Genomic DNA, 20,074 nt, shown 5'->3' with positions numbered 1-20,074 from the left:
TTTAAATTAAAAAAATAAAAGTATGTCTACGACAACAAAACAAAATACATTTAAAACTACAAATCCAACAACGGGAAAAACCCTATCGTCCTATGAATATATGACCGATAGCAAGGTAGAAGATAGCATTCAAGAATCGCAAAAAGCGTTTCTGAAGTGGAAAACTACATCAATAGAAGAGCGTGGTAAAATTATTACTGCGATTGGTAAAGAGTTACAAAACTACAAATCAGAATTAGCAGCGCTGATGACGGATGAGATGGGGAAATTACTATCACAAAGTCATCAAGAGGTAGATATTTGTTCTGCCATATGCGACTATTCTGCTAAGAATGCGCCAGAAATATTAAAAAGTGAGGAGCGCGAATTATTAAATGGAGGGAAAGGAATTGTTGCTTATGCTCCTTTAGGGATCATTTACGGGATTCAACCATGGAACTACCCTTCATACCAGGTTATTCGTTATACGATTACCAATTTGATGGCGGGAAATAGCATTTTATTGAAACATGCTTCTAATGTGACAGGAACCGCTAAATTGCTTAAATCTATCTTTGATACTGCTGGTTTACCAAGCGGACTATTTACCGTTTTGGTCATAGAGCACGACCAATCGGATGCGATTATATCTCATAAACTTGTTCGCGGTGTAACACTAACGGGGAGTCCCGTAGCCGGTGAGAAAATTGGGGAAAAAGCAGGAGCACAACTTAAAAAAACTGTTTTAGAATTAGGTAGTAATGATGCTTATCTAATTTTAGATGATGCTGATGTAGCGTTAGCAGTAGAAAAGAGTGTCCAAGGACGTATCTATAACAATGGAGAAACCTGCATTGCGGCTAAAAGATTTATTGCCACAGAGGCTGTCTACGAAGAGTTTAAAGAGCAGTTTGTAGCCGCTATGAGTGCCTTAAAACTAGGAGATCCTACCTTGGAAGAAACGCAATTAGGCCCTATGGCGCGTAAAGATTTAAGAGAAAAAATTCACGACCAAGTACAAGAAAGTATTGATAAAGGCGCTAAAATACTTTGTGGAGGTAAAATTCCAGAGGGCGAAGGATACTTCTATCCGGCAACAGTATTAGAGGATGTTACCCAAGGGCAACCGGCCTATGATGACGAGTTGTTTGGACCTGTAGCTTCTTTGATTAAAGCTAAAGATAATGAAGATGCTATGAGAATTGCTAATGATAGTAGGTTTGGTCTTGGTGGAGGAATCTTCTCTAAAGATGAGAAAAAAGCGATTGAATTAGCCGAAAAGCATTTTGATACTGGAATGATATTTATAAATTCTTTTGGAACAGCAGAACCAACCATGCCATTTGGTGGTGTAAAAGATTCTGGTTTTGGTCGCGAACATGGCGGATTCGGCATGAAAGAATTCGTGAACGTAAAATCAATTATGATCCGTAAAGATTAACGAGCATGTATTGCCAATAAAAAAAGCACCCTTTAGCGGGTGCTTTTCACTTTTAAATAATTTTATAAAATTATGGTAAACCTTTAATTTGCAATTACAATTTTCTGCTTTACAGTTTCACCACTTTCTTTGGTAATTTCTAAGATATAAATACCATTATCTAAAGTAGAAACATCTAATTTGTGATCTATTACATCTTTTCTAAGCACCGTAAGTCCGTTTAAATTATACATTCTCGCTTGGATGTAGTCCTTATTTGTAATAGTAATAACATCTGAGGCAGGGTTTGGATAAATTTGCAAAGTCTCTGGTTCAACAGTCTCCGTAGCCGCTACCACTGTAGTTGATGTTTTAAGATTTGCTGCACTTTTTAAAAATGTAATTCTGTTTAATGCCCAACTTTGGTTAGCAGAAGCAAATACCTCTACCTGTAATAAGCCATTGGTAACTACGACATTATTTAAGTTTGCATTTTTATATTCCGCTATTTTAGTTGTAACCGTAGCTGTTTGACCGCCTGCTCTAATAGAATTATTAACACGCGCACTCAACTGATCTCCAAAAGTTGCAGAAATAGAATAGGTTCCGTTTGAAACAGGAAACTGAAGAGTTCTAGTCGTATTTTGATCATAAGCAAAATCTCTGTTCAATGCACTTGCTCCTGTATTTCCTCCTCTATCTGCATAGTTTAAACCATTGGTATTGGTCCATACGTTGTCATTAATACCATAAGAAACTCTAGTATATCCATTAGCTAATGCAGATGTTGTAGCACCAAAGTCATAATTACCAGCACTTACTCCAGAATTAGAATTACCAGAAACATTCACGGGCTTATATACCCTAATCCAATCTACTAAAAGATTATTATTTTGAAAATTAGTCATTTCTGAGTCATTCGGAGATCTATTTGCTTCTGCTTGCCAACTTTGATCTTCTACATTGATAATAATATCCATCTCCTTAGAGAATTTCCTTCCATTATTTAAATAATTAAAAGGATCAATAACACTAATGTTCGATTTATTTTTTGCGTCTGCTAAACTTGAGGCTACGGTCATCTTTTGATATCCATTTTCTCTAACTAATTGACCATCATTACCCGTGCTAGTAACGCCTGCAGGATACGTATACTGCCATGTACCATCACCTAAACGTGTTTGTACTGCATCATTATCTAACACACGTACCATTTGGCCATCCACAAAATATTCAAGTCGTGTTGGAGAAACCCAATTAACTCCAATACGCACAACTCTACCACCCCATTGGGCAACACCATCTTTTTTCCACCAGCTATTTAAATCTGCCGGTTGATAATCCTTAAAATTTGGTGGTCTAATAAATACATGATGACTTAAGTGAATTTTAGAAGAGAAAAAACTATTTCTATTATCCTCTCCTGGGCCTCCATAACATTCAATAATATCAATCTCTTGCGTATCATCGGGACTCAGTAACCAAATATCAGAAGCTAAAGAAGAATTCATCACACGGATTCTTCCCTCGACAAAAACGGGATAAATAACGCGCGTTTTGTTAGTAATACACCCTGCTCTGGTTTCTGGTCTCGAAATTGCGGTACCACTTGAACCTATGAATGATTTGGTAGCACCCGGTATTCTCGAAGCCCAAATATTTAAATTCCCTCCAGAAACGGCTACGTGGTCTTGCCTCCACTCTGTGGCCCCCGGACCTGTCCAGTTATTCGGTTGTCCATTCGCTTGGTTGTGAAATTTGTTATACCATTTACTCTGGTTTGCTGGTCCAAAATCTGATACTAAATTGGTTGGCGCAAAGTTGTAATTAAAATCATCACTGGCATCGGTCTGTAATTGCCATTCTTGTCCTGAACCCGCATTGGCAGGTATTGCAACACCGTCCCAATCATATTGACCGTAGCCTAATACCATTTGAAAGAAGGTTACTAAAATAAGTAGGTTGATTTTTTTCATTTAAATTAAATTTTTGAAGTTATTAACTTTATTTATTTGATGTTATCGCAAAAAATACTTTGATAAAATGCTAAAACATCATTATTAGCCTCAATGATACTATTTAAACCCGAACAGCTTATGAAAGTCGACTAGACATAAACTGAACATGAAAAAATAAATGAAATAGAAAATTAACGCATTTCATCTATGAAATACTGCAGTTAATAGAGAATTGAACCCCTACTCGCTATATTTTATCTGAAAAATAAATCCCCTTTTGTAGTGTCTAGGATTTTTATACAAAGAAAATTGAAAAGACCATTAGCTCTTTAAATTGTTATTAACTTTAATTATTAAGCTGACTGCTCCCAATTTTTTGATCGTCTTCTAGTAATTTTTCTTGTTGCTCGATTTCCATTCTAGCCTTAAAAATATATTCTTTTTCGGTTTTAGGAGCTCCAGCTAACCTACGCATACTTTCTTCATCTAAACGAATAAATTTGCTAGCTTGCTCTTTAGTAGCATCTATATCAAAACCTACATGATGCAAGACATCGCTTGCCAATTTTATAGAAGTATCCAGAGATTCTCTATAAATATGATCTACACCAATATTAAGTAACTCGTAGGCATCATACCTATTTCTTGCCCTAACCATAAGTTTTATATGGGGGTATTTTTCTTTAATTTTTTTAACTAAACTAAGGGTTACTTCAGGATTATCAATAGCACAGATTAAGATCTCGGCATTAGCGATCCCTGCAGATTCTAAGAGATCTAAACGGGTAGCATCACCATAAAATACCTCAAAACCCATTTTTCTCAAAAAGTCTACCCGACTAGAATCTTGGTCAAGAATAGTAGTTTTTACCCCATGAGCTCTCAGAAACCGTCCTATTGTGCTCCCAAAATGACCAAAGCCTACTAATATAATTTTATCTGAACGCTCTATCGCATCCATTGGTTTTTCTTCTGCTTGTTTCGTTCCAAATTTAGGAAGTACAAATTTCTCATTTAACAGACCAATAATAGGTGTTAATGCCATGGTAAGTGCGGTAACGACTAACATAATATCCAATTGTCTTTGATCTAAAATGCGCAACTGTAGGGCAAAAGTAAGCATCACAAACGCAAACTCTCCAATTTGAGCCAGACCAACTGCTAAAAGAAATTTCTGATTTATTTTTAGTTTAAACAAGGTGGCTACTATATACAATACCAATCCTTTTACTAAAATAACCCCCACTACTAAACCGCATATTACCCAAGGATTATCAGCTATGACTACAAAATTTACCGTAGTCCCCACAGTAATAAAAAACAAGCCTAAAAGCAATCCTTTAAAAGGCTCTAGTGTACTTTCTAATTCATGTTTAAATTCGCTCGTAGCTAATACCACTCCCCCTAAAAAGGCTCCTAAAGCCGGACTTAGCCCTACAAATTCCATTAGAAATGTAATAGCTAAAACAATGAGTAAGGCCGATGCTGTAAGTAACTCGCGTACTTTTGAAATGGCCACCAACCGTAACATTGGAATAATAAGGTAACGCCCAGAAACAACAATTAACACCACAGAACTTATTGTTGCTAAAGCTTGCCAGCCTAAGGGTAGCGATTCTAAAATATTAGAACTCCCCTCCCCTTCTAATTTAGAAGCATCTACTGTAGATAATAACGGTAACAGCCCTAACATGACTATAACAATAATATCTTGAAAAAGTAAAATAGCAAATGATGAAGCTCCATAGGTGGTATTCATAAGGTTCTTCTCACTTATGGTTTGCAAGGTGATGGCTGTAGAAGACATGGAGATGGACATAGCACAGGTTAAAGATACTTGCCACGAAACGCCAAAAGCTACTAGAATTGCAAACGAAATAAGGCTCGTTAAAACCACTTGGGTTCCGCCCATCCCAACAATGGTTTTTCTCATTTTCCAGAAACTCTTAGCATCTATCTCTAATCCTATTAAAAATAGCATCATCACTACACCAAATTCTGCAAAGTGAAGAATATCATCGCCTTCTTCTCCGATAAAGCCTAAAAGATAGGGCCCTATTAGAACACCTGCCAACAAATAGCCTAAAACAGAGCTTAAGCCTAATTTTTTCGCAATGGGCACACATATAATAGCCCCTATTAGAAATACAATAGCTTCAAAAAGGATATCTTCATTCATGGTTTACTGGAGTTCAGTGGTAAAAGTAAAAATAGACATAAAACGCATACTATCGCTCGTTATAATAAAAGCAGGTTAGTACTTCTGAAGTCTAAAGCCTTACACATTGTATGAAAAATAAAATACACATAGTATACTAGCCTAGTTGTACACGTTCTAAAACATCTTTTTTAAATGATTTTCCAATAGGCAATTTCACATCGTTTTGTAGGTGAATCAAATTTCCTTCAATCATCTTAATCTTTTCAAAATTGACAACAAAAGACTTATGAATCCGAACAAATTGTTGCGGTAATTTGGTCAAAAATTCGGTTAAGGTTTGTGGTGTGAGTATCATTTTCGTGGTGAAAATTTTAATATAATTGCCATAGGCTTCAATATATGCTATCTCGTCAAAATTAATTTTCATAATCTGCTTATCGCTTTTGACAAAAATAGTCTGAGCCTCTTCTTTTTCTTCAATAGCAATCATTGGACTGGTGTCTATTGTCTTCTGCTGTACCTTTTGTGTTGCTTGGATAAAACGTTCAAGCGAAAATGGTTTTAAAAGATAGTCTGTAACGGCTAATTCAAACCCCTCTAATGCATATTCAGAATAAGCTGTGGTTAGAATTACTGAGGGTTTAACCTGTAAGGTTTTTAAAAGACTTAATCCTGAGAGTTTTGGCATGTTAATATCCAAAAACAAAATATCTACATGTTGCTCTGCTAATACTTGCATTACTTCAAAGGCATCTTTACAGGATGCTACTAGTGATAAATTGGGTATTTGTTGTATATAAGTCTCTATAATTTGACGAGCAATGGGCTCATCATCTGCAATAATACACTGTAACATCATTAATTAAGGTCTAAGGTTAGTGTTACGATAAAAAGTCCTTCATTTTTTGAAATTACTAGACTGTGTTTATCCGGATACAGTAATAGTAAACGTTTTTCAACATTTTTTAATCCTATTCCGCTATTTTTTTCATCTTGAACTAATTTTTGAGTATCTAATGCTAGTTCATCAGTTGAGTTTTCACAAGAAAATATAAGCTTATCTGCCCTCAGCTTTAAACTAACTAATACTCTGCTCTTAATTTTATCCGAATTACCTAAATGTTTAAAGGCATTTTCAACAAATATAATACACAACATAGGTGCAATTTTTTCTGCTGAAATCACTCCGTCTAAATGAAAAGTGATATTTGCCTGATTTTCTAGTCGAATTTTTTCCAATGCAATATAATTTTCTAAATAGGTAATTTCTTTAACAAGCGGTACAAAAGCGTCTTTTGTATCATACAAACTATACCGTAATAAGTCTGACAGTTTTAGCATCAATTCTGGCAGCTTGTCTGACTTCAATACAGAAAGTCCGTATAAATTATTTAAAGTATTGAATAAAAAATGGGGATTTAACTGCGCTTTAAGTAACATAAGTTCCGCCTCGCGCTCTGTATGTTTCCTATTGATACTATCTCTTGCCATTTTTAGTGCTATTCCAAAAGCTAAAACCAATACCAATAGACCGTAAAGGTTTATAAATACAGACCACTCAAAATTTTTTTTGGAATATTTTATTAAAAAATAAACCATTACACCCGTAAAAAATGAACTGTTCAAAATAAATAAAAGGAGAAAAATTATCCTATTTTTATTGAAATAAGGCAAAATCAATAAGTTGTTTATATACACTGCGGCCGCAAAAATACAGAGGATAAAAAAAACTGTGGTTAGTTTATCATCGGTGACTACAACCCCCATTAGGATTAAAAACAAAAAAAGCCATACCAATATGTTCTGTAGCAATTTATTTTCCGTTAAGCTATCAAACTTTATCATCCTTCACCTTTATAATTGAAGTCTAAAGATACTTTTTACGCTAAAAATAGTGGTTAATTAATGACGTATGTCTTAAAATATACTCCAAACGCTTTCAAAATAAGGATCAACGTAAAAATTCTGCTTGTCATGAACCACTATCCGTTCATCATTCTTATTAGGGTTCAGAAGCTATAAAGAAGAATTTTGAAGTATAATTAAAAAACAATATCTCATGAAAACACTTCAATCAACTTTAATGCTATTTATTTTAATGTCTTTTGCTTTTATCAGTTCTGCTCAAGATGTATCACTAAACATCATCAAATTAAAATATGATTCTTCTCTTCTAGAAAAACAGCAGGGACTTGCAATACTCACAAAAAAAGAAGGGCAAATAGAAACCATAAGTATGGGGGCACATCATCTCACCAAAACCAGTGTATTTAACATTGGTAGCGCAACTAAAACCTTTACGGCGATATTAATTCTACAGGAAATGGAGAAAGGTAATTTAGCTTTAACCGATAGTATTAATCAATTTTTGACCCCTATCAATAATGTCCCTGGTACTTTGACGTTAGAAGAACTTTTGACTCATGAAAGTGGATTGGATGAAATCATAGGTAAGAATATTCTAACTATTTATTTTGGTAAAAATGATTCACTCTATGACACTTCCCTACTAAATCAACTAGAGGCACACCACCCAGAAGAACATGGTAAATTTTCCTATTGTAACTCTAATTATTTTCTTTTAGGAAAAGTACTAGAAAAAGTGACAGACCGACGTTATTTTGATCTTGTTCAAGAGCGCATCATAGAGCCTTTACAACTACACAACACCTATCCTTATTTACACAAAAATATACCGAATTTAGCACAACCAAGACATGAAGATAAGAATGTATCTAAATATTTAGACTTCCGTTATTTTGCTAATATCGCATATGCCGCAGGTAGTATTGCTTCTACCTTAACCGATATGGAAGTATTTTATACCGCTCTTTTTGAGACTGAAAAACTTCTTAAGAAAGAAACCGCACAACTGATGATGACCAAAGGTAGTGAGCACTATGGATTGGGACTCATGAAATCATCTAATCAAGATATCATTTCCTACGGTCATGGCGGTAATAATATTGGGTATGCTTTTCGAAATGAATATAATCCCGTTACCAAAACCCTATACCTTGCTTTTACCAACTCAAGAACACTCCCTTTTCAAAAAGTCCTTGTGGATGATTTGGATGCATATTTGACTAACAAAACTATAAAAAACACATTAGCTCTTGATGTTAGTCAATTTAGAGACTTTATAGGAACATATCATCTGGAAGAAGCAAAGTTAGTTTTAGAAATTATTGAGGAAGACAATAAACTTTATTTACTAGCAGAAGCACAAGGAGTGAAAAGCGAATTAATTCAAAAAAACGAAACCACATTATTTGACACCACTGTAGGCGCCACACTAGAACGCTTAGAAGATTCAGATGCCGGATTGAAATTTTCCCAAAACGGATTTGAAACACTTATAAAACGAATGGGCAAAAAATAAATGGCGTCCACAATAGGTGCTAAAAAATACAAAAGCCTGCTTTCTGAAAAGAAATCAGGCTTTTTAATAATAAGATGACTTCTATTATTCTAAATAATTAGATACGGCACTTACCCGTAGCTCTACATGACTATTAAGTTCGTTAATGGCTGCTTGAAAATCGGAGCTTGAATTTAAGAAGGTATAGCCTGAAACTTCTGCCGTAGCATACGGTGCTATCAAGGTAGCATATGTGGCATATTTAGGCTGCATTAATGAAGCATTAAATACGGTATTCACCACATCCTGGACATACCCATCATACTGCGCTTGATACACTTCATCTTGATACAGATACCCTATAAGCGGCCATTCTGTAGCATTCAAATCAGAAAAATCTAAAGCCAAAGAGCCTTGCATATTCCCTGTTTGTAAGGCTTCATTATTATCCCAAGGAATCCATGATAATACGGCCGTATCGGGATTATTATACAAAAAGTAATTGTGCGTCATCCTACCATACGTATCCCAGTTTTGAATCACCGTATTTACCGCCAAATACTTCAAAAACGTATCCGTATCAAATATACGTTCTAAACTTTCTCGCCATGCGGCAGGATCTGTGGTTCTCGTCTCTGAATGTAAAGCTGCAAAAACACTTTCTATATCTGAATAATCGGCCTCATCTTCATTTGTTTTCTTTACAAAGACACTTTCAGAAAAGCTTCCTTCTGCAAATGAAGCACCATTGCCATCTGGCTTGTATAAATTACCATCATTATCTGAAAACTGTGTATCTATTACCGTATCATCTACCTCTTCTACTAAGGTGTAAACTCCAAAATAAACAGGTCCGTCTCCATGATCTACATATACCGTATAAAAACCTGCATGAGAACTGGCCACGCCAAAATCTCTAAAAATATCTGTAGCTACTTTCTCGCGAATCATCGATTTATCATTGTAATTATTTTTAAGACTAAGTTTTTTAAAACCATAAAAACGTTGGTTATCTATCTGCGGATATTCATCTTCAAATTCATCAAAATCTAGCTTAAAAGAAAGTTTTAAGTTACCATTAGACCAGGTAGACTGTAAGCTAGAATTTCCTTTAAAACGAACTCCTACTTTATACCATTCTTTGTCCTCATAAAATACTTCTGCCGGAACAAAAATGGGGTCTTCATCGGTCTCTACCAATCCCCCACCACCGGGTCCACCTCCAGAAGTGCTCGTCCCGAAATCGCCATACAAAGATGTCATATCATCTAACATCGCCTGCCAACGTTCTGCAGTAATCACAATATCTAAACGTTTAACCGCTTCATCTTCAAAAATTTCTTCTATATCAGGATCTGCAGATTTACTATGTGTGGCATCCGTCCAATCTACCGTATCAAAATCTGTATCTGAGTACGTTTCTACATAAGCATCATCACTAGAAGTATCGGTTGTATCTACCGTTTCTTCTGTGGTGGTCGTTATATCATCTTCTGAACATGCATTAAATAAGGAGAAACAAACTAGTAAAATAAATAAGGTGCTTAATTTTTTCATACTATTGAGTTATTGTGTTAAACAGTAGGCTAATTTGCCACATTATTACTTAGCTTTTAAAGGTTTTCAGTGAAAGGCTTCTATTAATCAGTAAACCCGCCCAATACATCTTTATAAATATTAACGGTACTTCAAAATTTCATAAGCTTAACATAATCTATTGTTGTTTATAGTATAAATGCTCGTATATTAGAAATTATAATTCCCTAAAATCGATACTTATGTGTACGAAACACCATTGTCATATTGTTCCAGAACATATATTAGCTGCCTTAGCCAAGCGCGGTAGTAAGAGTTGTAAAAAAACCTTGAATGATACCCGCCGCATTTTAGAAAAAAGGAATACACTTTTAAATGGCTTGTTGCAACAAGAACTAAGAATTGCGAAAGGAGAAAGGCTCATTTATGACTGTGAGAATAGGTTTCAACAACGTGTTTCTTTGAGCCGTAGCGAAGGAGATGCTGCTACTGATGATGAAACCATAAATAATGCGTACGAAACATCTGGGTTTGTACGAGACTATTTTAAAACTACATTTAACCTTAATTCCGTTAATGGAGAAGGGATGAATTTAGTTTCTAATGTACACTATGGCGAGAACTATAATAATGCTTTTTGGGATGGTGATGAAATGACGTATGGCGATGGTGACCAACAAGATTTTAAAGAATTTGCTAGTGCTATTGATGTTGTAGCGCATGAGCTTACCCATGGAATCACCCAGTTTATGGCAAATTTAGAATACCAAGGACAATCTGGAGCATTAAACGAACATTTTTCTGATGTATTCGGTACCGTTATAAAACAGAAATATTTAGACCAATCTTTAGAAGATGCAAATTGGCTGATAGGCGATACGATTATTACAGAATCTTTTCCTGGCGTGGCCTTACGCTCTATGAAAGAACCTGGAACCGCCAATGATTTTGATGTACAACCAGATCACATGGATAACTATTATGCCGGACCCGAAGACAACCAAGGAGTGCATATCAATTCTGGCATTCCTAATAAGGCCTTTTACCTATGCTGTTTAGAAATAGGTATTGATGACGCTGCTCTTTTATGGTTTGAAACCTTAAAATTCCTATGGCGCACCGCTACTTTTAACGACCTATATGATGTTTTGATCACCACATCTACTACCTTAATAGCCCAAGAAAAGATTTCTGAAAAGACCATAGCAGTTCTAGAAGATAGCTTTAGTAGTGTTGGTTTGCCACAAAAAGCTTTAATATGAAGTATTCTTTGTTAATTTCTGGAGGATTTACTGGAATTCCTAAGCGGTATACAGGCACCATCACCGTAGCTAGTACGGAAGAAAAAGAGCTTCTAGACATCCTTACAGCTGCTGGCCGTTCTGAAAATAAAAACTTAAGAGACGGGCATCAATACCATTTAAAAGTAGCAGAGGGGTCCGAAAATTATGAGGCCAAATTTGATGATGCCAATATACCCCAGTCCGTAAGAAATCTAATTGCTAAGATCATCCAAAAAGATTAATATTTAATTTTCAATCCCTCAAATAAATGACTCATTGTCCAAGCTGGACCTATCATTAAGAATTGTAAATCTTTTAAAAAGGAAGGCTTCTTCCCTTCATGGTTATGGCCTATAAACTGTGCTATCCAAGCGACTATAAAAATAACCAACATAGGTATCCATAAAGCCAAGCTAGTACTTACTTTTATAACATCTATGCCTAATAAAACAAGAATAGAAAACAACAACATGCCTACAAAAAGGGTTTTAGAAAGGCTTAAATAATAAACCAATCCTAGTAAAATCACCAAAGTACCAAAATGCACATACGATTGCAAAAACTCAGGGAATGCTAAAATTACAGCCTCTGAAACCGGAATGCTTGCTAATAAGCCTATCAAACTAAAAAAAATAGCAGGGACACAAATGTAATGAATCGTAATATTAAGTTTTGTCTGGTGGCTCTCTCCATACTCAGACAATAAAGCATCTATTTTTCTCATAGGGGGCATCTCTTTATTTGTTGGTTTTAGGTAATGTTACAAATTTTCTAACTTGGTGATACTCTTCCAAACCTTTTTCTGTGAGGTACGGTAAAAGTAAGGTCCAAAGCATTTCTATAGACGCACATTTATTAGTCTCATAAGTGGTTGCTGTAATGACTAATTTTTGTGACTGCCAGAAGGTACTAGACATCCAAATTAAATGCATTGTTTTATCATAATCTATTGTTTCAGACTCTGGAAGCATTCTTCCTGTTTCTATATAATAATCTATTAATTTTCTTCCTTCCTCAAATCGGTTTAAATTCGTCACTTTATAGTGTTCTGCAATTTCAGGATATGTTTTATTGATGTTTACAATATCATTAAAGAAGAAATTATAATGCTCTTGGAGACGATCAAAATTTCGCATCATTTCTTCAAAATGAAATAACGTAATGTAGGCATTTTCCGGAAGGATATTATTCTTTGTTTCTTCAAACATATCATCATAGATATTTGCCAACAAAACTGCCTTAGTTTTATAATGATATTGAAGGTTTCCTGCACTAATAGAAAGGCTATCTGCTATTTGCTTCATAGAAACATTAGACATCCCAAAGGTGTTAAATAATTTTACCGCCTCTTTTTTGATTTCTTCTTTCATAGGCTGCTTAAAAAAATACAAGCTTACTAATATAGGAAATTATTTAGTAAGTCTTTACTAAACACCAAAAAAGGGAGCATTATCCATGCTCCCTTTTTATCTAAAATATCAGAATAGGTCCTATTCTATCATTCCTACCACTTCATAAGCTCTAGTTCCATCATATTGTATTTTCTCATACAACACATCATTATATTCATAAAGAATACTTCCATCTATTTCTACCCTTTCTGCACCGTCAGGTAATTCATAAACTATTGTTCCAACTTCTGGAGCCACTACTTCATATTCATTTTGAATTTGAATATAGAAAACACCATCATAATTATAGTAATTTCTAGTTCCGAATTTCACACGACGAAATCCTGTAGGCAAATTAGTCACGCGCACTCCTGCTCTTGGAGCTACAGCGATATAGCGACCATTATAATTTCTATAATATTTATTGTTAGTATAGTAATAGTTTTGATTGTTATGCTTTATTACCTTAGCATTCGTAGGTACTGATCTATAGGTGGTAACCTTCTTTTTAGGCGTCTTATATACTACAGTCTTACGTGGTACCACACGAGAAACTGTACTTGTTTTTGCCACCACTGTTTTAGATTTTGATTTTGTACTCCTAGTTTGCGCATTTCCTGAAAATGAAAAGGCAATTAAGGCCATACCTATCAAAGCGAATATTTTGCGATTATTTATCATAATGATTATTATTTTAGGGTTTATACATCTTTGACCGTATGCATCACAGTTGGTTTAATCTATTTAGAAAACTTTAGCATTTAACTTTTCAGAATTTGCCCTCAATGTCCTCAAAATAAATACAATACCTTTTCAATTTTAAAATTGTGAATATCTATTCTTTCATTTATAGAAATCATACCTAAGAGAACCCCTATATTTGCCACCCCAAAACAATAACATTATGAGTGCAACATGGTACGAGTGTAAAATAAAATATAGAAAGCTAGATGAAGCTAGTGGAATGCAAAAAGTAGCATCAGAACCTTATTTGGTAGATGCTATTTCGTATACCGAAGCAGAAAGCAGAATTACAGAAGAAATGGCTGCTTACCTTAGTGATAGTGATGATATAAAAATTACCAATATTAAAGTAGCGAACTATTCTGAAATACATCCTTTTGAGAATTCTGACCGTTGGTTTAAATCAAAAGTTTCTTTAATTGCTTTTGATGAAGAGAGTGGTAAAGAGCGTAAAACAAATATGTATTTATTAATACAAGCAAATGATGTTAAAGAGGCCTACGATAATACGGTTTCGGTCATGAAAGGTACTATGGGAGAATATTCTATCCCTGCTATTACAGAATCGCCTATTATGGATGTCTTCCCTTATTTCTCCGGAGAAGAAGATGATATGGAACGTATTAAAAGATTCAATGAAGTAAAGGCTTCTGTGCCAGTAGTTGCAGAACTTAATGATGATTTAGAATTGGCAGATGTTTTAGCTTCTGAAACAGAAACAGATTTTGAACCTAGAACTGGTGAAGAATAAATTTCTTTAAAAATGCAATAAAAAAAGAGGGCTTTCTAGCCCTCTTTTTTTGTTTCTATGCTTTTTCTAGTTCCTTTATTTCTGTTCATTTTTTTAAATTAAAGTTTCTCTAATAACCCTGTTTTTCTGGTATTCTTGGTCCACCACTATTTTTTAAAACAAAAAAATTAGAGATGATAGTCTACAATCAATACGGTAATTCATCGAAATACAGCGGTATTTTTTGTTCACCTCAGGGATTGTGTCTATTTTAACCTCCTTTAAATAACGACAGCCATGCCTAAAATGATTACCCCAGTGCTTATTATCGATGGAGAACGTTTTCTTCCTAAATCTGGTTATAAGGTTTCTATAGAACAATCCATGGGTACCCACAGCTCTTTTAGTGTGGTTTTTCAAACCAATGCTACCGAAGGGTACGGCGGTACACTCATGAATAATTCTATTAATTATTCGGGTAAAAAAATATCTATAGGCGTTAATGATGGCGAATTAGAATATGTGGGGATTATTACTTCTGTAGCTTTACAAAAAGGGATTGGTGCTTCTGGCGCTATTGTAGTCTCTGGACAAGGAGCTAGTATTTTACTCTCACGCTCCGTGCAATGTTTTAGCTATGAAGAAGGGTCTTCTTTTAGCCAAGTAGTGAGCGATACCTTTAATGGACACTCCACAGATTTATTAAAAATGGAAATTGGGAGTGGAACTAACATCCGTTTGCCTTATACCGTACAATACAACGAATCAGATTTTTCTTTCTTACAACGTATGTGTGCACGTTATGGCGTTTGGATGTATGATAATGGGAGAACCTTTTGCGTAGGCCGTACGGGAGATAAACAATTTAGCGGCGTATATGGTCAGGATATTCAAACCTTTGGACTCTCTACGACTCTGCAATCCCAAAATAGTGGCTTTACGTCTAAAGATTGGGTAAATGATAGCGACTTAGAATCGGTTTCCTCTTCTTACAGCGCACAAAGCGGACATATGTATGCAGGACATGTAAAAAGAGAATCTGAGGGTTTATTTGCTAAGAAAGAAAACTACTCTTGGAACCACAATCAGAATGAATATAGCGGACAACAAGGTTTAGACCATGTAGCAAAAGTAGATACCTTATCTAAAGCAGCGAATATGATTATTGCCAACGGATCTTCAGAAATTGTTGGTTTACGTGTGGGTGATAATTTAACCATTGAAGGCGTTAGTTTTTCTGATAAAACACGTAGAGATGCGTTTGGATCCTATATGGTTACAAAAGTAGCCCACCGTTTTGATCATAGTGGTAACTATGAGAATCATTTTGAAGGGGTACCTGAAGGCACAGAACACCCACATTATAGTGCGGTATTTGCCACACCGTCTGCAGAAGAACAACGTGGTGTTGTTTTAGATAACAATGACCCTGACGGATTAGGACGTATAAAAGTACAGTTTGGTTGGCAACGCAGAATGGGCACCTCTACCCCATGGATAAAAATGAATACCCCTTATGGCGGTAACGGTAAAGGCTTTTACTTTATTCCAGAACTGGACGAAGAAGTACTCGTAGGTTTTGAAAGTAACAACCCTGAAAAACCCTATGTGTTGAGTGCTGGTTTTAATAGCAGTGCAAAGAGTGGTATGGCGGATGCGGATAATAACTTGAAAACAATCCGTACTCGCAGTGGGCATACTATAGAATTAAATGATACCGACGGTGAAGAAAAAATAAATATTTATGATCATGAAGGAAGCATAATTACGTTTGATACCCAAGCCAAATCATTATATATAACCGCTACAGAAAACATAGAATTTCAAGCAAAAAATATAAAAATGATAGCTGAAGAAAATATAGAGATTCAAGCTCAAGGAGATATCAACACAGCATCGGAAGGAGATACAAGTATTATATCCGAAAGTACATTAGCATTACAATCTGCATTAGATACGACAATTAATAGCGATTCTAATATAGCAATTGAAGCTACAAGTGATACCACAATATCAAGTACTAACACTATAATTGAGGGGCAAGTATCTGTTGAACTCAATGGAGCACAAACAAAAGTAACAGGTAGCGCATTAACAGAAGTTTCTGGAGCAATCGTAAAAATAAATTAAAAAAATAATAGTATGCCAGGACCAGCAGCAACAGTAGGAAGCATGCATGTATGCCCAATGCTAAACCCAGGGACCCCACCACCACCTCATGTTGGAGGACCAATATCTGGGCCCGGAGTACCGACAGTCTTAATTGGAGGTAAACCCGCCTCCGTATTAGGCGATTTGTGCACCTGTGCAGGGCCACCGGATACTATAGTAATGGGTCAAAGCACTGTTTTAATTGGGGGGAAACCTGCTGTTACAATGGGAGATTCTACTGCGCACGGAGGAGCTATTACAGCAGGAGAACCTACTGTTCTAATTGGCACAGGTACAAGTTCTGCAACCGCAATTATGCCCCTACATAAAATACCATTCCCTACTATTAATTCAAACCTTAGAGGGCAACTAACTGAGGCTATTGCTAAGCAAGAGGCGCTTCGTGAAGAAGCAGATAAAAATGGGTATTTAAACGATTTTTCATTTAGTATGTAGTTATGAACATAGAATATCCTTACAATATAAAATCTTTAACAGACAGTCTAAAATCTAGTAATAGATTTGGTATATACCCTATTGGTAAATTTAATGCATGGCATGGAGGAATACATATTGAAGGTGACTCACATGTAAAATGCATAGCTGATGGTAGGGTTATAGCATACAGGATACCAACTAAATATTTCTATGAAGATTTAGGCAAGGGAAAAGACAATCCTAAATATTCTAATGGTTTTGTATTAATGCAACACTATTATAAGAGCGAAGAGGGTTTAGAGTTTACTTTTTATAGTTTGTACAATCATTTAATGAGTAAAAAAGACTACGAAAAAGATGACTATAGCAAGAAAAAAATACCAGACGTTCTCGCTGAATTTTCTTATAAAGTATCAGACCAGGCTAATGATGCTATCAAGGGATTAGAAGTTTACAAATTAAATAGTAAGAAGGAAATAGACAAAACAAATCTTGTTTTTTTAAAATACAAAACCAAAGTTGAAGTATTAACAAACAATGGAAAAGATATTCTATTAGAATCAAATAAAAAATATAACAAGATTAAGTGCAAAGATTATGAAGGAACCACGCATAGTGATGTTTACGTTTCTAAGGGTCTTATAGTAAATGGTAAGGCTAATTATAAAGGAGACAAGTCACCTAAGAAGGGAGTTATTGTTTATGAAGAAGCAAAAGACACCTCTGAACAATTAAGAATCATAGAGAAAAGCACAAAAATCAAAATAGATAAAAAAAAGAGTACTAATAAATGGTTAAAGTTAGAAGATGAAGAAGGATTTATTAAAAATGACGATAATCTAACAAAAACAAAAAAAATTGATGAAGAAAACCTTTTTTTTGATAAGGTAGTAAAATCAGATGGATTGCTTAAAGCGGGAACAATTATAGGTCATACAGGCTTGTTTGATTCGCCTAGCATTTCACAATACAGAGCGGCACATGTTGAGGTTTTTAGTTTTGAAGATCCAAAAGATTTTTTAAAAGGTGGAAAAGATTCAGAGAAAGAAGAGAATAAAAAATTCTTAAAAATTGATAAAGGAGCTGAACTACAATTAAATTTAAAAATTAGTGTTTCCATAAAAAAACACACTCCAGTAAAAATTTTAGAAATTGATGACAATTATTGTAAGATACAAATAATTAAACCAAGCGCTGAAGTCTTTTACAAACACCTCAATGATGAATATAAGACAAAAGGCCACTATACCATTAAAGATGATTATACGGAAACTATAGATGGAGTTGAAACAGAAATTAAATGTTATGAAATTTTAAAAGCATTATTCGGTAAATATTTAAAAGCAGACTCCCCATTATATAGTAAAAATTATATCATTTATAAAAACACAGAAAAACGAGAAGCTGAATATCAGCCTGAACATTATGATAAAACTTTTTGGGTAAAAAATAATACTGCTATACAAAAACAAATGGCAGAAAGTACATTAATAAAACCTGTAAAAAATGATGAGTTTACTTTAACTGAAGATATAACAGAGTATTATATCTCAAAACCTAGTACTGAAAGTGATACTATTATCACGAAAGAAATCTTGAGAATTAATAGTGCTAGTATACCTAAACATAAAGATGGTGAAAAACAATATTATAAAATAACATATAATAAAAAAGAAGGATGGATTAAAACTGATGACCCAAAAATAACAAAAATATCAGCATTTGATTGGGAAGAATTTGGTTTTGAAGTTATGGACGCTGGTGATGAATATTGTTATAGTGTTAAAGATGTAAAAAACAACATTGAAACCTCTCCTTTTTTAGAAAAAATATGGAAAACTATTGATGAAAATAATGATAATATCATCGATGAAAATGAATGGAATAGAGCAAAAAATACAAAAGTATTATCACAGTTTAGCAAATTAGTTTGCAAACATAAAAGTGAATGGAGCTATACTGAGTCCGAAATTGAAAAAGAAATAAAAGAATATTATAAAATAGGATTAAACCAAGCTACAGGAGATAAGAAAAAAAATCTAGAAAAAAAACAGGATGAAAATATAGCTTTATTAAAAAAACGGGTAAAAAACACCTGTTTTTGGGATAAGGTAGAAAAAGGAGAACAAGAAACTAAAAGTACTTTTTCAAATTTATCAACACTAACATTACTGCCTGCTGCTTTTATATATTATTATTTTACGAATGAAGAAAAAAAAGAATCTGATAAAAAAAACATTAGAAGCTTTAAAACTTCACAAAAAAATGTTTGGCATTTTCATCCAATTGCTTTTATTGAACAAATGAAACTCATTACCGGAGGTGTTAATCATACATTTGATAATAAGTATAAGGCTACAGGAAATGAAGTTTATATTAATGTTATAACTCCAAAAGGTAGAGATTTAGAAGGCCCTTTGGTGGTATTCGATAGTTCAGGCATATTATTTAAAACACATTCATTATGTAGAGGATCTAGCAGTGATAGATTTACAGGTGGTGGTAATGGTGATACTCCAACAGGAAAAGCCAGCACTTCCTATGACTCAATAAGACATAAAGGAGAATACAGTTATGGTAATTATGGTTTAATAGATTTGATAGGTTTAGAAGGTGAATTTAAAAAAGCTACTAGTAATGGAAGAGCTGGTATAGCTATTCATTGTGGTCACACTTCTGGGTATTATAAAAAATCACTAGAAGATATAGGTAAATTAATGGGTACACATGGATGCATAAGAGTTTATAATAATGAAATGAAAAAATTAGGAGAATTATATTCTGATTTAAAAAGTCAAGGAAAAAAAATCTATTGTTATATAGAAGACCATGATGGAGATATTAATGATGTTTATAAATTTTATGATTTAAAGAGAGATATAAAAGACAAATCAAGAGGAGCTAGATCCGCTAATCAATAAT

Annotated in this window: 16 protein-coding genes; 8 read left to right on the top strand and 8 right to left on the bottom strand. The window is 34.4% G+C overall.

Going from position 1 to position 20,074, the window contains the following annotated elements:
* Window positions 1-22 precede the first annotated feature (22 nt).
* Window positions 23-1,420, top strand: coding sequence for an NAD-dependent succinate-semialdehyde dehydrogenase (locus BLQ19_RS09235; protein ID WP_074538147.1), 1,398 nt, complete (start codon window positions 23-25; stop codon window positions 1,418-1,420).
* 83 nt (window positions 1,421-1,503) lie between these two features.
* Here BLQ19_RS09235 and BLQ19_RS09230 read toward each other — a convergent pair whose 3' ends face one another.
* The 4 genes from BLQ19_RS09230 to BLQ19_RS21570 form a co-directional block, all read right to left on the bottom strand.
* On the bottom strand, window positions 1,504-3,375 hold the full coding sequence (locus BLQ19_RS09230) for a T9SS type A sorting domain-containing protein (RefSeq protein ID WP_074538146.1): 1,872 nt from the start codon (window positions 3,373-3,375) through the stop codon (window positions 1,504-1,506).
* A gap of 328 nt (window positions 3,376-3,703) precedes the next feature.
* Window positions 3,704-5,536 (bottom strand): monovalent cation:proton antiporter-2 (CPA2) family protein, encoded by a 1,833-nt coding sequence (locus tag BLQ19_RS09225; protein ID WP_074538145.1) that lies wholly within the window; start codon window positions 5,534-5,536, stop codon window positions 3,704-3,706.
* A gap of 136 nt (window positions 5,537-5,672) precedes the next feature.
* Window positions 5,673-6,377 carry a LytR/AlgR family response regulator transcription factor gene (locus tag BLQ19_RS09220; RefSeq protein WP_024481085.1) on the bottom strand — a complete coding sequence of 235 codons (705 nt, stop codon included), beginning with the start codon at window positions 6,375-6,377 and terminating at the stop codon, window positions 5,673-5,675.
* Entirely contained in the window at window positions 6,377-7,009 is a 633-nt protein-coding gene (locus tag BLQ19_RS21570; protein ID WP_226990048.1) for a sensor histidine kinase, read from the bottom strand. Before BLQ19_RS21570 ends, BLQ19_RS09220 begins: the two co-directional genes overlap by 1 nt.
* Window positions 7,010-7,577: 568 nt before the next feature.
* On the opposite strand from BLQ19_RS21570, the gene BLQ19_RS09210 reads away from it, so the two are divergent.
* A complete protein-coding gene (locus tag BLQ19_RS09210; protein ID WP_074538144.1) occupies window positions 7,578-8,900 on the top strand; it encodes a serine hydrolase domain-containing protein in 1,323 nt (440 codons plus the stop codon).
* An 84-nt stretch (window positions 8,901-8,984) separates the two neighbouring features.
* Here BLQ19_RS09210 and BLQ19_RS09205 read toward each other — a convergent pair whose 3' ends face one another.
* On the bottom strand, window positions 8,985-10,436 hold the full coding sequence (locus BLQ19_RS09205; protein WP_074538143.1) for a CotH kinase family protein: 1,452 nt from the start codon (window positions 10,434-10,436) through the stop codon (window positions 8,985-8,987).
* A gap of 221 nt (window positions 10,437-10,657) precedes the next feature.
* On the opposite strand from BLQ19_RS09205, the gene BLQ19_RS09200 reads away from it, so the two are divergent.
* Window positions 10,658-11,677, top strand: coding sequence for a M4 family metallopeptidase (locus BLQ19_RS09200; protein WP_025615400.1), 1,020 nt, complete (start codon window positions 10,658-10,660; stop codon window positions 11,675-11,677).
* Window positions 11,674-11,940 carry a protealysin inhibitor emfourin gene (locus BLQ19_RS09195; protein WP_074538142.1) on the top strand — a complete coding sequence of 89 codons (267 nt, stop codon included), beginning with the start codon at window positions 11,674-11,676 and terminating at the stop codon, window positions 11,938-11,940. Before BLQ19_RS09200 ends, BLQ19_RS09195 begins: the two co-directional genes overlap by 4 nt.
* Here the strand turns inward: BLQ19_RS09195 and BLQ19_RS09190 are convergent.
* From BLQ19_RS09190 to BLQ19_RS09180, 3 genes are all read right to left on the bottom strand, one after another.
* Window positions 11,937-12,422 (bottom strand): Mpo1 family 2-hydroxy fatty acid dioxygenase, encoded by a 486-nt coding sequence (locus BLQ19_RS09190; RefSeq protein WP_025615402.1) that lies wholly within the window; start codon window positions 12,420-12,422, stop codon window positions 11,937-11,939. The two genes, BLQ19_RS09195 and BLQ19_RS09190, sit on opposite strands and share 4 nt — an antisense overlap.
* A 13-nt stretch (window positions 12,423-12,435) precedes the next feature.
* Window positions 12,436-13,068 carry a TetR/AcrR family transcriptional regulator gene (locus tag BLQ19_RS09185; RefSeq protein ID WP_074538141.1) on the bottom strand — a complete coding sequence of 211 codons (633 nt, stop codon included), beginning with the start codon at window positions 13,066-13,068 and terminating at the stop codon, window positions 12,436-12,438.
* A 120-nt stretch (window positions 13,069-13,188) separates the two neighbouring features.
* On the bottom strand, window positions 13,189-13,770 hold the full coding sequence (locus BLQ19_RS09180; RefSeq protein WP_074538140.1) for a DUF6515 family protein: 582 nt from the start codon (window positions 13,768-13,770) through the stop codon (window positions 13,189-13,191).
* 223 nt (window positions 13,771-13,993) lie between these two features.
* On the opposite strand from BLQ19_RS09180, the gene BLQ19_RS09175 reads away from it, so the two are divergent.
* The 4 genes from BLQ19_RS09175 (at window position 13,994) to BLQ19_RS09160 (ending at window position 20,073) form a co-directional block, all read left to right on the top strand.
* Window positions 13,994-14,584 (top strand): DUF4494 domain-containing protein, encoded by a 591-nt coding sequence (locus tag BLQ19_RS09175; RefSeq protein WP_074538139.1) that lies wholly within the window; start codon window positions 13,994-13,996, stop codon window positions 14,582-14,584.
* Between the two features lie 276 nt (window positions 14,585-14,860).
* Window positions 14,861-16,693, top strand: coding sequence for a type VI secretion system Vgr family protein (locus BLQ19_RS09170; RefSeq protein WP_074538138.1), 1,833 nt, complete (start codon window positions 14,861-14,863; stop codon window positions 16,691-16,693).
* A gap of 12 nt (window positions 16,694-16,705) precedes the next feature.
* Window positions 16,706-17,170 (top strand): PAAR domain-containing protein, encoded by a 465-nt coding sequence (locus BLQ19_RS21850; RefSeq protein ID WP_074538137.1) that lies wholly within the window; start codon window positions 16,706-16,708, stop codon window positions 17,168-17,170.
* A 2-nt stretch (window positions 17,171-17,172) separates the two neighbouring features.
* Entirely contained in the window at window positions 17,173-20,073 is a 2,901-nt protein-coding gene (locus BLQ19_RS09160) for a L,D-transpeptidase (RefSeq protein ID WP_074538136.1), read from the top strand.
* The last annotated feature ends 1 nt before the right edge of the window (window position 20,074 follow it).

Origin of the sequence: Cellulophaga baltica (assembly GCF_900102165.1) — a bacterium.
Classification (GTDB): Bacteria; Bacteroidota; Bacteroidia; order Flavobacteriales; family Flavobacteriaceae; genus Cellulophaga; species Cellulophaga baltica.
This window is presented reverse-complemented; position numbering and strand designations above follow the sequence as displayed.

What these genes read in the sequence shown, in the direction of transcription:
- BLQ19_RS09235 (WP_074538147.1), top strand. Translation starts at nt 23, where the DNA reads ATGTCTACGACAACAAAACAAAATACATTTAAAACTACAAATCCAACA.
- BLQ19_RS09230 (WP_074538146.1), bottom strand. Translation starts at nt 3,375, where the DNA reads ATGAAAAAAATCAACCTACTTATTTTAGTAACCTTCTTTCAAATGGTA.
- BLQ19_RS09225 (WP_074538145.1), bottom strand. Translation starts at nt 5,536, where the DNA reads ATGAATGAAGATATCCTTTTTGAAGCTATTGTATTTCTAATAGGGGCT.
- BLQ19_RS09220 (WP_024481085.1), bottom strand. Translation starts at nt 6,377, where the DNA reads ATGATGTTACAGTGTATTATTGCAGATGATGAGCCCATTGCTCGTCAA.
- BLQ19_RS21570 (WP_226990048.1), bottom strand. Translation starts at nt 7,009, where the DNA reads ATGGCAAGAGATAGTATCAATAGGAAACATACAGAGCGCGAGGCGGAA.
- BLQ19_RS09210 (WP_074538144.1), top strand. Translation starts at nt 7,578, where the DNA reads ATGAAAACACTTCAATCAACTTTAATGCTATTTATTTTAATGTCTTTT.
- BLQ19_RS09205 (WP_074538143.1), bottom strand. Translation starts at nt 10,436, where the DNA reads ATGAAAAAATTAAGCACCTTATTTATTTTACTAGTTTGTTTCTCCTTA.
- BLQ19_RS09200 (WP_025615400.1), top strand. Translation starts at nt 10,658, where the DNA reads ATGTGTACGAAACACCATTGTCATATTGTTCCAGAACATATATTAGCT.
- BLQ19_RS09195 (WP_074538142.1), top strand. Translation starts at nt 11,674, where the DNA reads ATGAAGTATTCTTTGTTAATTTCTGGAGGATTTACTGGAATTCCTAAG.
- BLQ19_RS09190 (WP_025615402.1), bottom strand. Translation starts at nt 12,422, where the DNA reads ATGAGAAAAATAGATGCTTTATTGTCTGAGTATGGAGAGAGCCACCAG.
- BLQ19_RS09185 (WP_074538141.1), bottom strand. Translation starts at nt 13,068, where the DNA reads ATGAAAGAAGAAATCAAAAAAGAGGCGGTAAAATTATTTAACACCTTT.
- BLQ19_RS09180 (WP_074538140.1), bottom strand. Translation starts at nt 13,770, where the DNA reads ATGATAAATAATCGCAAAATATTCGCTTTGATAGGTATGGCCTTAATT.
- BLQ19_RS09175 (WP_074538139.1), top strand. Translation starts at nt 13,994, where the DNA reads ATGAGTGCAACATGGTACGAGTGTAAAATAAAATATAGAAAGCTAGAT.
- BLQ19_RS09170 (WP_074538138.1), top strand. Translation starts at nt 14,861, where the DNA reads ATGCCTAAAATGATTACCCCAGTGCTTATTATCGATGGAGAACGTTTT.
- BLQ19_RS21850 (WP_074538137.1), top strand. Translation starts at nt 16,706, where the DNA reads ATGCCAGGACCAGCAGCAACAGTAGGAAGCATGCATGTATGCCCAATG.
- BLQ19_RS09160 (WP_074538136.1), top strand. Translation starts at nt 17,173, where the DNA reads ATGAACATAGAATATCCTTACAATATAAAATCTTTAACAGACAGTCTA.